This is a genomic window from Bacillus sp. USDA818B3_A (genome assembly GCF_009928415.1).
In the GTDB taxonomy this organism is placed as follows: Bacteria; Bacillota; Bacilli; order Bacillales; family Cytobacillaceae; genus Neobacillus.
The window spans coordinates 23,820-35,457 of record NZ_JAABNN010000032.1 but is presented as its reverse complement, the minus strand read 5'-3'; the positions used below and the strand labels follow the sequence as shown (position 1 = coordinate 35,457).

Sequence of the window (11,638 nt, the reverse complement as noted above, 5' to 3'; positions counted from 1 at the left end):
AAAGTAAAAGAGATAGCGTAAGCTATCCCTTCGAAATCAGTTTCTTACTCTACTGCATCTTTTTGTAGTAAAAAGGTTCGATTTCTTGTGGGTAAACTAAGTGAAAATGCCTATATTTCGAGTCTCTAAATAATAGTAATATAGTAACTTTTTAATTATTGATTATTCTGATAAATTTGAATTCTAAAATAAAAAGGGGTGTTGAATATGTGGAAGGTTCTTTCTAAATCTGCTTTTACCTTAGCGTTAGCAGGAAGTGTTGCTTTTAGCGGTGTTCCAACAAGCGGGTCATCTGTAAAAGCGGCTGCACCACTAAGTACATATGAATTAAGCCTTGCTCACTATGTGAGCGCTTCACCTGAGCTTCAAGCGAAGGCTAAGGAACTAGGTAAGGATTTATCAAAAGTAGATCCAGCGGAAAAAACAGCTAATCAGCAAGGAGAGAAGTTCCAGCAGGCAGGAGATAATCATGTAACAAATCAGCCTGCGACCGGTGATGTACCTGTATTAGTTATTTTAGCAAAATTTAAAGAAGGGGATGAGCCAAAGGGCGATGTACCTGGACAGGTTCCTCCTAAATACTTTGAAGATTTAATTTTTGGTGATCATTATGACCCATATCAATTAGATGAATTTAAGCAGTATGCACAGTACAATGGTCAAAAAGCACCGACCGATAGCACGATGCAAAATATTTACAAAGAATCAAGTTATGGAAAAGTGAAACTAGTAAAGAAAGATAATACAGATCTAGTTTGGGTTGAACTTCCTAAAGGTGCATCTTACTACTTAGATCAGGAAGGAACGTACGCTGAAGGCGGTAAGTATCTTAATGGCAACGTAAATGGAGATGCTCACAACGGTGAATTAGTTACAGATGTATTTAAAGCAGCTGATAGTGTAGTAGACTTCTCAAAATATGCTGTTAAGGGACAAGTTCCAAACGTCTTTATTGTTCACGAAGGAACGGGTGCAGAGTTCAGTGCAGATCCTGCGCAAATTTGGTCTCATAAATGGAGCGCTTTAAGTGCGTTATATTATGGTAAGTATTATGAAACTAGTTTCTATGCACCGGATGTTAACAAAGACGGAAAAGTTTCTTCATCTGAAATGAGTACATGGCAAGCACAGTTTATTAAAGATCATACGCTTGATGGAGTCCTAGTGAACAACTACAATATCCAGCCTGAAATCGGCGGTAACGTTGCTGGGTTTAATGAAGCAACAGGCGGATATGATGAAGCGTCAAAAACAGGTCCATTCCCTGGACAAGCTGGCGTATTCGCACATGAGTTTGGTCATGCTTTAGGTCTCCCGGATTTTTATGATACGGTTTATACTTCAGAGGGCGTCGGAAACTATTCCATGATGGCAGGCGGTTCATGGATGAGATATCCAGATGCTGCGGCATACTCTGGTAACTCGCCTGTTCATTTTGATCCATACTCAAAAACCTTCCTTGGCTGGGCCACTCCAAAAGAAGTGAAGCCAACAGATGGTGTACAAACAATTACGCTGCCTCCGGTTAATGCTGCAACAGCTGAGGATGGAATTGTGAAAATGGAAGTGCCAGGTTCAAACGGCACCGAATATTTCTTATTTGAGAATGTTCAACAGCAAGGCTTTAATAAAGGGTTGATTCGCGAGGGAGCAGATGCTCACGGTTTAGTGGCATGGCACGTGGATGAAAATATACTATCACTCTATCAAACTGCCAGCTTCCGTCCAAATAACGTTGAGAACTGGATGAATAAACGTTTCCAATTCAATCAATCTCAAACAGCTGCTAATGGTTCAGTGGTTACACACTATGGTCTCTCTGTTCTTCAGGCAGATGGAAAGTATGATTTAGAAAAAAATCTAAACCGCGGGGATGCAGCAGACTTCTTTAAAACAGGCTCAAAGATCACTCCTGTCTCCGGAAACGTGCATACAGGTTCCTATTACTTCTGGAAAGGCTATAGTTCAACACCTGCTGATTCAGGTATCCATGTAACTGACATTAAAGAAAATAATGATGGATCGATTACAGCAAAATTCTATTATAACTTTAATGAGTCAAAATAAAGCTAGAAACCCGGGATCTCTTCGATCTCGGGGTTTTTTATTTGTCATAAACTTTGTAAAAAGGGTCAGACTGATTAGAAAAAGGGAAGGCTGGATTTGCTTGAAAAATATTTTTAAATATACCCTGATGACAATTATAGCGGTATCTAGTGCCTTATTGCCTCATTCACAGGTATGGGCAATGACTGGCTATGGGAATATGACGGAGCAGATAAACAAGATTATTATGAAGGAACCGGCATTACAAGGGGCCATGGCGGGGATAAGTGTAAGATCTGCGGCAAACGGTGCTATTCTATATGATTACCAAGGTGAGGTTCGGTTACGGCCTGCTTCAAATATGAAACTTTTGACTGCCGCGGCGGCCCTTGAGGTTCTGGGCGAAGATTATACCTTTTTTACGGAAGTATATACAAACGCAAAGGAGGTCAAGAAAACTATTCGGGGTGATCTATTTTTAAAAGGTAATGGAGATCCTACCCTGCTAAAAACGGATTTTGAGGAAATGGCAAAGGGGATTAAAAGAGTAGGAATTAAGAAGATAGACGGAAATATTGTTGCGGATGATTCCCGCTATGATAATGTCCGTTATTCACTGGATCAGCCTTGGAGTGATGAAGCTACTTATTATGGGGCGCAAATTTCTGCCCTGACCGTATCACCAACAAAAGATTTTGATTCAGGATCCATCAGAATTAAGGTAAGACCAGGATCGAAAAGCGGCGAAAAGGTAAAAGTGACGGTTACACCAAAAACGAATTATGTAAAAATCATTAACCGTGCTGTCACGGTCGGTGAGAATGGCAAACAAGACATTGAAATAGAACGAGAGCATGCAAAAAATACCATCGTGATTAGTGGTAAGCTTCGAGTTAACGCCAAAGAAATGAAAGAATGGATTGGGGTCTGGGAGCCCACCCGTTATGCTGCCACCCTTTTTAAACAAGCATTGGCAAAACATGATATTACGGTTAAAGGAAAGATTATCACCGGAAAAGTTCCTGACCATGCAAAACTGGTAACCAAGCATCAATCCATGCCATTATCGGAATTGCTTGTTCCTTTTATGAAACTAAGTAATAATGTCCATGCTGAAATGTTAGTGAAGGAAATGGGGAGGGTAGAAAAAGGAGAAGGCAGCTGGGATAAGGGATTATCAGTTATGAAAACAGAATTGTCTAATCTAGGAGTTAATCCTAAAACAATGGTGATCAGGGATAGTTCAGGCATTTCACATGTAAATAGTATTCCCGCGCAGCAGCTCTCTCTTTTATTATTTGCTGTTCAAAAGCATAGTTGGTTTCCTGCCTATTTAAATTCCCTTCCTGTCGCTGGAAAACCAGAGAAAATGATCGGAGGATCGTTGCGGAACCGATTGAAAAACCCGAGTACGGCAGGTAAGGTGAAAGCAAAGACAGGTACACTCTCGACTGTTAGTTCATTATCCGGATATGTAACGACAAAAAGCGGACAAACCTTGATCTTCTCGATACTGTTAAATAATATGCTAGATGAAAAAGAGGGGAAGAAAATAGAGGAACAACTCGTAACAATCTTAGCGAATCAATAGTCCTGCCTTTCAAGTATAAAATAATCTTTTTTACGAAAGATATTTTTAATCATATTGTGCGGATAGGCAGGGATTAACGAATGATTTTTGGAAGCCATGTAAGTATTAAAGAAGGATATTTAGGAGCAGCAAAACGAGCGGTTGCAAATCAGGCATCCGCTTTTCAATATTTTCCTAAGAACCCAAGGAGCTTGTCAATTAAGGAGTTCAGCCTGGAAGATGCGAAAAGCTGTAAAGAGTTTTGCACGGAACATCAGCTTTATTCGGTTGCCCATACCCCATACTCCACGAGCATTACACCTTCAAAAGATAAACAAGAGTTAACGATTGCGTCTCTGCTTAATGATTTGGAAATTACCGATGCCTGCGGATCCATTGGGGTCGTGGTCCATTATGGCAGTAAAATAAGTGAAACAGATCCTCTCACCAGCTATCATTTAATGTTAGAAATCCTTAATAGTGTGCTTAGCCAGTGGAATGGAGGCTCTTTGATTCTCTTAGAAAATAATGCAGGGACCAAGGGAGCGCTTGGGACCACTTTTGAAGAATTGGTTCAAATTCGAAATCTATGTGATTATCCCGAGAAGATTGGATTTTGCCTCGACACTTGTCATGCATTTGCAAGTGGTCTTTGGAATGGGGAGAATACCGGGGAGTTAATCGAAAAGGGCGAAAGCTTAGGATATTGGGAACATTTAAAAGTAATCCACCTAAATAATTCCAAGTATCCAACAGGCTCCAAAAAGGACCGCCATGCGAATATTTTTAACAGCAACAATGGATATATCGATCAGGAGCAATTAAGAGTGCTTGTTAAATCCCCCATTCTAGAAGGAATCCCATTAATCCTAGAGACACCTGATGATGAAGGAATCAGCCACAGAGAAGAAATTGAAATGCTTAAACAAAAATGGATTGAATAGATTATTGAAAATTAAGAGTAATAATTTTACTATAAAAATAATGGGTATATAAATAATAGAAGCTAATTTTTGGGGAGAATGGGAATATGAATAAAAATCGGGGACAATTGTTGTCAGAGCGTTTTGAAGTGGCTTTCAACCAGGTTCATGATGCCCTAAAGGATATTGTTCAAATTAATGATGAGAGATTCGTAGTGTTGGTAAAAGTCGGGTCAAAAAAATACCAAATTATCGATACGTTTAAGAAAGACTTAGAGCAATATGCGAAACTGAGAAATGCCATTGTGCATGAGAAAATGGAAGTGGGCTTTTATATTGCTGAGCCAAATGCCAAGGTAGTGCAGCATATTGAAAAAATTGCCAATGTGTTAAGCCAGCCTAATTACGCTTTAAGTATTGCCACAAGAAAGGTAGTTTACTTTGATCATCAAGATAACCTCTTACAGGTGACAGATGCTATAAGGAAGTACGGCTATTCTAAATTCCCCATTTATAAAAATAAGAAATGTATGGGCCTTTTAACGGCAGGTGCGATTATGAAATGGATGGCGCGAAATATGGAAAACGGACTGGTGAATTTTTCAAATATTCGCATAGCTGATATCATGGAGTTTGGAAAAGAACACCCACTTGAGGTTGTCGCAAAAGATATAAACATCTTTGAAATTGAAAATATTTTTGAGAAGGCCCATAAATATAAACGAAAAATCGAAGGTATCATCATTACGGAAAACGGAAAAATGGATGAGGTACCACTAGGCATCATAACGGCCTGGGATTTAATTCAGATCGATTATACAATTGATTAGGAAGACATGGAAAAACATGAATGGAATGAACAAAAAACGCATGGGAACCCATGCGTTTGGTTATTTTAAATTAAAAATCAAACTCGCTTAATTGATCCATGTGACTCGCAATCATTGCGATGATGGTAGACGCTTCTTCTCTGCTGAAAATAAAGTGGGATTCGTCCTTAATCAAATCATCATCCGTAGTCCAAATCCGGTTAACCCTTCTTAGTACTCCGTCACCAGTTTCCTGAACAACCCCAAATTGGTAGGTTACTTCTACTTCGTCTTCATGCTTATAAGCGGTAACTTCAGGTGTCGACCATTCAACATCAATTTCCTCAAAAATGTCGTCTTCATTGATTGCTTGTGCCTCATAGTATTCTTCGTCTATTTGATTTTCATCGGTATCACAATCTTCTACGTCGTATTCTATCGCGTCATATACATCTTCCGTTTGCAGGTATATCCCGTCCTCGGTGTAGTGATCATCCCCGTTTATGTAGTCGTGAAGACTGGCGTGTACTTCATCGATAATCTCCTCAATATCTGAAAGGATGATTTTCGCCGTGTGCCCACTGTCCACATCGAAACTATCGACATAAAATTCTTCATTCTGCGGATCAAAGAAAAGGGTGCAGAAATAATCGCGGTCGAGCTCTTCTGTGTCTACATCTGCCGTATCGACAAAGAACTCTATCCTTGGATGTTTGGCAGCTCTTTCAATTGTCATCTGACCAACTTGATCATATTCTTCACAAATGGACTCTAGGTGATCCTGTAATTCAGCACATACTCGGTCAAACCATTCTAATGACATCAAACATCCCATCCTCTCAAGGTTATCGGGCTTATTATTTCCAGCTTTCCACTATTTATGTTTAAATAATAAAAACGGGAAAGGATTTAAGCTCCTTTCCCGTTTTTATTGGTATACCTCAGTACATGCGTCTTCTAATTCTGAACTCCCACATGTTTCCATCTGCCCAACAGATTCTGGTTTGAGTATTGCCTTGAACAGAGTTTTTCCATCTTGATTTCCTGCAATCTATTGACTGTTCTTCAGGTAATGTATCTTCATCATCTGATGATGACTCATTTGGGCTGTTATGCATGGCTGGCATTTCACTGGATGACGACTCATCCCGAAAACTAGGAGCCCCAAACATAAAATCACCAAACATAAAATCATCAAAGGTGCCTCGTCTATCATCTTCTCCTCTTGAAGCACTCATCTTTTGCACCTCCTTGCAAGCTAGAAAAGGGAGACCGTAAACCCAAGGTATACATGTCTGCCTAACCTCACTTTTCTTTTATCAATTTATGTGGGTCTGACTGTCCCTGATTGAGACATAAGCCTAACAAAGTAAAAATAGGTGCAGTAGTGTTAATGGTGCCTGTCACCATTTCAGAACAAGGCTAAAGTCCAATTAGAGAAAAATAAAAATGGGAATGGACTAGTCAATAGATTATTTAAGTAAAATCTTCCAAGAGTGCCAATCAGCCTATAGTTAAACACTATACTAAAAAGGAGTGCTTACTATGAAACAAACACTTGATTCAAAAGTGCTTTCTATTTTAGAAGACAAGATTCAATTAATTAAAACAAATAAAGGCGCCATCTATTTAGTTGGCCCCATCCGTTTACCAGTCAGTTTGTATGGAGAAACAGTTGTTTTTAAATGGTATTGCTGGCTAAATTGTGACGAAGTTACTGAAGATTATCAAAGAATTATTGATAAATTATCTTCTGTAAACTTGGCTGAACTGCAGCAATCCAGTGTTCTTGCGTATGGGGACTTTGACTATGCTGATGAGGCAATTATTCGTTTTCATTCCATCTGTCATACAGGTGACATTTTTGGCAGTAAGCGGTGTGATTGTGGGTTCCAATTAAAGCAATCAATGAAAATGATTGTTGAGCATGGAACAGGGGCACTATTTTACCTGGCCAATCATGAAGGAAGGGGCATTGGGCTGTTTAGTAAAGCGATGGCTTACATCCTGCAGGAGAATGGCTATGACACGGTAGAGGCAAATGAAGCGCTTGGCTTTGTGGATGATTCCCGCAATTATGGAGATGCCATTCAGGTGCTCAAAGCGCTAAGAACGAAACCTGTCACACTGATTACAAATAACCCCAAAAAACTTCAAGCTTTAAAAAATGCAGGCCTCGAGGTTTCAGGAAGAGAACCACTCTGGGGCGATGTTTCTGAATATAATGAGAAATATCTGAAGACTAAAATCAATAAGTCAGGCCATTTAAACGACGATCAGACGTGTTGTAATGACTAAAAGAGAGTATTAGAGAAATAATTAGGAAGAGCTAGTCTCAAAGTTGGGATTAACTCTTTTTTTATTTGAAATCGCTTTCTAGTGTGGAAGGATATTGAACCTTACTATCGAATTATAAAATTGTAATATTATTCCACATGAAAGAGGGCGAACAAATGTCACTTGACCCACAAACGAAAGCTTTATTAGATTATTTAGGTTCTTTAGGCACCCCTCCATTAGAAACATTATCATCAGACTTGGCAAGGAAAGCCTTCCAGCTTCCCCAAGGGGAAATCGAACCAGTAGGAAGGGTAGAAGAACGGACCATTCCAGGACCAGAATGTGAAATACCTGTTCGTGTCTATTATCCGAAAGAGGAACAAGCAGCCTATCCTGCGCTTGTTTATTATCATGGCGGCGGCTGGGTGGTCGGCAATATTGAAACGCATGATAATATTTGCAGGGCTTTAACAAACCTTGCAAACTGTATAACCATTTCTGTGGATTATCGACTGGCACCGGAGCATAAATTTCCGTCAGCTGTCTATGATTGTTATGCTGCTGTGGAATATGTGTCAGATCACGCGGAAGAGTTTCATGTCGATCCCGCTAGGATTGCTGTGGGCGGGGATAGCGCAGGAGGTAATCTTGCCGCAGTCATTTCGAACCTAGCAAAAGATAGGCAAAAACCAACTATTTGTTTTCAATTACTGCTTTATCCAGCAACAAACATTTGGGGTGAACCAACGCAATCAATGGTTGAGAATGCAGAAGGATATTTCTTAACTAGAGGGACAATGGAATGGTTCCTTAATTGCTATTCGAACGGGGAAGAAGTGGACAAGGGTAATCCTCTTTTAGCTCCAATTTTGTTTAAAAATTTAAATGGTCTGCCGCCTGCACTCGTCATTACCGCTGAATACGATCCGCTTCGGGACGAAGGTGAACTTTATGCTAAGAAGCTAGAGGATGCTGGGGTGAAGGTAGAATTAGTCCGTTATGACGGAACCATTCATGGTTTCATGAGTATGGCATCGGTCATTTCTCTAGGAAAAAGAGCTTTAGAAAAATCAGGTCATGCATTAAGTGAAGTGTTTTATCCCACAAAAAGCCCAATCAAATAGATTGAAAAAGGCAATGATTTGAAATAAAATCACTGCCTTTTTACTATTATTCTTTTATTAATACTTTAGTGCTTCTTACTGTGTCAATTGGCCGGACAAGACTTTCAATTTGTTCACGTTTTGGTTCGAGGAACGGAGGTAAGGATAACTTTTCTCCAAGCGTTTCATAAGACTCATCACCCATAAAACCAGGACCGTCTGTTGCAAACTCGAATAAAATTTGCGGAGCCACACGAGCGTATAAGGAACCGAAGAAATACCGGTCAACAAAGCCGGAAGTTTGGAAACCGAAACCTTCCATTCGACTAGTCCACTCATCTAATACGGAGCGGTCCTCTACACGGAAAGCGGCATGGTGGACTGTTCCATAACCTTGCTGGGCAGGGGGAAGGATGGCGTTATATTCGACCACCACTTGTGCCCCGTTGCCGCCTTCACCAACTTCAAATAGGTGGAAGGAACCATCATGAGCAACTTCCACAAACATAAGGACTTTTTCCATCATTTCTTTAAAATAATCAAAGTTTGCCACACGGACAAAAATAGGTCCCAGTCCGGTAATGGCATATTCTAATGGAATAGGTCCGTTTTGCCATGGAGTTCCGCTGGCAACACCTTCATTCTTTTCATCTGAGATCAGTTGATAGTGTTGATCATCAAAATCTAAGAATGATAAGGTCTGTTTCCCAAACTGCTCTTTAATGCCAGTATGCTTGACATCGAGGCGGTCGAACCGCTCTTTCCAATAGGATAGTGCAGCATCAGTTGGCACGCGGAAGGAAGTCTTATAAATTTCGTTTGTTCCATGAACACCCTTTGGAATTCCGGGAAAATCAAAAAACGTCATATCCGTACCAGGGCTCCCGGTATCATCCGCAAAAAATAAATGGTAGGTTTGAATGTCATCTTGATTAACGGTTTTCTTAACCAGACGCATTCCTAATACATAAGTGAAAAATTGATAATTTTTTTCAGCACTGCTTGTAATCGCAGTTACATGGTGAATACCTTTTAATTGGTTCATATAGTTACGCTCCCGTATGTTTAATGATCTATGGTTATTATTCCAACTTTAGGATAAACCACTCTCTTTAACAAGATATCTCAATTTAATTTATCTTTAATTCAAGATAAAGTTATCATGTATGGGACCGCTTGTCAAATCAAAATAACTTTATAAAAGTGATAGGGGGTACTTCTAACTTCAGTTTTTATAGTTCTTAAAGTTTTCACAATTACAAGCGTAATAATGATGTAAATCACAATCAACCAAATTTTAACGTGTAAAATTATTAATAAAGTTTCTCAATTAACCAGCAACAATAAGGAGAATACCACTATGAGTGAATTTATTAATAATCGTGAAAAACGAATCTCAAATAATACCTACCGTTTAGCAATCATCAAACAAATCTTTCAGGATCTCCATAATGGCAAAAATTTAGATGAAGTAAAAGCACATTTCGATGCATTTGTAGGGAGGATAACCATCGATGAAATCTCTCAGCTTCAACATGATTTGGCAAACGAGAACAGCATTCCCACCGAAGAATTAATGAAGATATACCATGAGCACTCCGACATGTTTAACGGTAGGATTGAAGAAGAGGCTCCGCATGCTGGAAAACCGGAAGACCAGCCAGGTCACCCAGTACACACCTTTAAGTTTGAGAATCACGAAATTGAAAAATTAATTGAAAATAAGCTGGAAGTACATTTAGAACAGTTTATGGAAGAAGATTCACAGGATCACGTATTTCTGTTATTGGAAGATGTTAACCTGCTATTAGATATAGATAAGCACTACAGCCGGAAAGAAAATTTGATTTTCCCGTATTTAGAGAAATACGGAATATTCGGTCCAACAACAAACATGTGGAGAATTAATGATTTTATCCGCGATAGCATTAAAGACGCTAAACAAAAGTTGGTCCATTATAACGGTAACAAACAGTCGCTAATTGATGTCCTTCAGTTCGTCATTCAGGAAGTAATCGGGATGATTTATAAAGAAGAAAACATCCTCTTCCCTATGGCTATAAAAAATTTCACTGAAGATGAGTGGGTGAAAATCGCCCAAGAGAGTGATGAAATTGGATACTGCTTAATCGCACCGGCTGAAGAATGGAAACCCGAGCGAAAGGGACTGGACAAGAATGCCACTTCAGAAGGATTCATCAAGTTAGAAACAGGGATATTATCATTAAAGCAGTTAGAATTAATGCTGAACCATCTGCCAATCGATATAACCTTCATTGACCAGGATGATGTCGTACGTTACTTTTCTCACGGGAAGGAAAGAATCTTTGCCCGGACAAAAGCCATTATTGGGCGGACGGTACAAAACTGTCACCCGCCGCGCAGCGTTCATGTGGTGGAGGAACTTCTCGCAGACTTTAAAGCTGGAAGGAAAGACTCAGAAGATTTCTGGATCCAGTTCAAGGATAAATATGTATATATTCGTTACTTTGCTGTCCGAGACGCAGAAGGTACTTATGCAGGCACCCTGGAATTAACTCAAAATATTGCTCCAATCAAGATGATTGATGGAGAAAAAAGAATCCTATATTAATAAAAAGGCACTGAAAAAGTCCATTTTATTAAAAATTGGACTGTTAAAAGAACACTGTTGATTGGAGTGGAAGGCGGCGAAGACTCCTGAGGGAGTACGGGGCAGGGGAGACCCCGCAGGCGCAAAGCGCCGAGGAGGCTCCCCGGCATGCCTGCGGAAAGCGAAGCCGCCTGGAACGGAAATCAACAGGCCCATTTAGACACACACCCTAAATTAAGGGGATTTTTCAGTGCCCTCTCTTAATAATAAACGCCTTTTACCTGAATGATGACAGGGAAAGGCGTTTTTTTACTTGTTTGAAAAAGTGACAATAA

General features: G+C 39.7%; 10 protein-coding genes. 7 read left to right on the top strand and 3 right to left on the bottom strand.

The window, feature by feature from the left end; translation table 11 throughout:
- Nucleotides 1–207 precede the first annotated feature (207 nt).
- From GXK58_RS25330 to GXK58_RS25315, 4 genes are all read left to right on the top strand, one after another.
- Nucleotides 208–2,067 carry a M6 family metalloprotease domain-containing protein gene (locus tag GXK58_RS25330; RefSeq protein WP_160725942.1) on the top strand — a complete coding sequence of 620 codons (1,860 nt, stop codon included), beginning with the start codon at nt 208–210 and terminating at the stop codon, nt 2,065–2,067.
- A gap of 127 nt (nt 2,068–2,194) precedes the next feature.
- The gene (gene dacB, locus GXK58_RS25325) at nt 2,195–3,637 is read left to right on the top strand and encodes a D-alanyl-D-alanine carboxypeptidase/D-alanyl-D-alanine endopeptidase (protein WP_160725947.1); all 1,443 of its coding nucleotides are present in this window, start codon (nt 2,195–2,197) and stop codon (nt 3,635–3,637) included.
- A gap of 80 nt (nt 3,638–3,717) precedes the next feature.
- The gene (locus tag GXK58_RS25320; protein ID WP_160725941.1) at nt 3,718–4,560 is read left to right on the top strand and encodes a deoxyribonuclease IV; all 843 of its coding nucleotides are present in this window, start codon (nt 3,718–3,720) and stop codon (nt 4,558–4,560) included.
- Between the two features lie 86 nt (nt 4,561–4,646).
- Entirely contained in the window at nt 4,647–5,369 is a 723-nt protein-coding gene (locus GXK58_RS25315) for a CBS domain-containing protein (RefSeq protein ID WP_160725940.1), read from the top strand.
- Between the two features lie 70 nt (nt 5,370–5,439).
- On the opposite strand, the gene GXK58_RS25310 is transcribed toward GXK58_RS25315, so the two are convergent.
- Both GXK58_RS25310 and GXK58_RS25305 read right to left on the bottom strand, forming a co-directional pair.
- Nucleotides 5,440–6,171 carry a hypothetical protein gene (locus GXK58_RS25310; protein WP_160725939.1) on the bottom strand — a complete coding sequence of 244 codons (732 nt, stop codon included), beginning with the start codon at nt 6,169–6,171 and terminating at the stop codon, nt 5,440–5,442.
- 118 nt (nt 6,172–6,289) lie between these two features.
- Nucleotides 6,290–6,586 (bottom strand): hypothetical protein, encoded by a 297-nt coding sequence (locus tag GXK58_RS25305; protein WP_160725938.1) that lies wholly within the window; start codon nt 6,584–6,586, stop codon nt 6,290–6,292.
- Nucleotides 6,587–6,893: 307 nt separating this feature from the next.
- On the opposite strand from GXK58_RS25305, the gene GXK58_RS25300 reads away from it, so the two are divergent.
- A complete protein-coding gene (locus tag GXK58_RS25300) occupies nt 6,894–7,646 on the top strand; it encodes a GTP cyclohydrolase II (RefSeq protein ID WP_160725937.1) in 753 nt (250 codons plus the stop codon).
- Nucleotides 7,647–7,801: 155 nt separating this feature from the next.
- Nucleotides 7,802–8,752 (top strand): alpha/beta hydrolase, encoded by a 951-nt coding sequence (locus tag GXK58_RS25295; protein WP_160725936.1) that lies wholly within the window; start codon nt 7,802–7,804, stop codon nt 8,750–8,752.
- 46 nt (nt 8,753–8,798) lie between these two features.
- On the opposite strand, the gene GXK58_RS25290 is transcribed toward GXK58_RS25295, so the two are convergent.
- Nucleotides 8,799–9,776 carry a ring-cleaving dioxygenase gene (locus GXK58_RS25290; protein ID WP_160725935.1) on the bottom strand — a complete coding sequence of 326 codons (978 nt, stop codon included), beginning with the start codon at nt 9,774–9,776 and terminating at the stop codon, nt 8,799–8,801.
- 315 nt (nt 9,777–10,091) lie between these two features.
- Here GXK58_RS25290 and GXK58_RS25285 point away from each other — a divergent pair, with 315 nt between their 5' ends.
- Nucleotides 10,092–11,324 carry a DUF438 domain-containing protein gene (locus tag GXK58_RS25285; protein WP_160725934.1) on the top strand — a complete coding sequence of 411 codons (1,233 nt, stop codon included), beginning with the start codon at nt 10,092–10,094 and terminating at the stop codon, nt 11,322–11,324.
- Nucleotides 11,325–11,638: the final 314 nt, after the last annotated feature.

Bases quoted from the DNA above. Each gene is read 5' to 3' on its own strand.
- GXK58_RS25330 (WP_160725942.1), top strand. From the start codon at position 208: ATGTGGAAGGTTCTTTCTAAATCTGCTTTTACCTTAGCGTTAGCAGGA.
- dacB (WP_160725947.1), top strand. From the start codon at position 2,195: ATGACAATTATAGCGGTATCTAGTGCCTTATTGCCTCATTCACAGGTA.
- GXK58_RS25320 (WP_160725941.1), top strand. From the start codon at position 3,718: ATGATTTTTGGAAGCCATGTAAGTATTAAAGAAGGATATTTAGGAGCA.
- GXK58_RS25315 (WP_160725940.1), top strand. From the start codon at position 4,647: ATGAATAAAAATCGGGGACAATTGTTGTCAGAGCGTTTTGAAGTGGCT.
- GXK58_RS25310 (WP_160725939.1), bottom strand. From the start codon at position 6,171: ATGTCATTAGAATGGTTTGACCGAGTATGTGCTGAATTACAGGATCAC.
- GXK58_RS25305 (WP_160725938.1), bottom strand. From the start codon at position 6,586: ATGAGTGCTTCAAGAGGAGAAGATGATAGACGAGGCACCTTTGATGAT.
- GXK58_RS25300 (WP_160725937.1), top strand. From the start codon at position 6,894: ATGAAACAAACACTTGATTCAAAAGTGCTTTCTATTTTAGAAGACAAG.
- GXK58_RS25295 (WP_160725936.1), top strand. From the start codon at position 7,802: ATGTCACTTGACCCACAAACGAAAGCTTTATTAGATTATTTAGGTTCT.
- GXK58_RS25290 (WP_160725935.1), bottom strand. From the start codon at position 9,776: ATGAACCAATTAAAAGGTATTCACCATGTAACTGCGATTACAAGCAGT.
- GXK58_RS25285 (WP_160725934.1), top strand. From the start codon at position 10,092: ATGAGTGAATTTATTAATAATCGTGAAAAACGAATCTCAAATAATACC.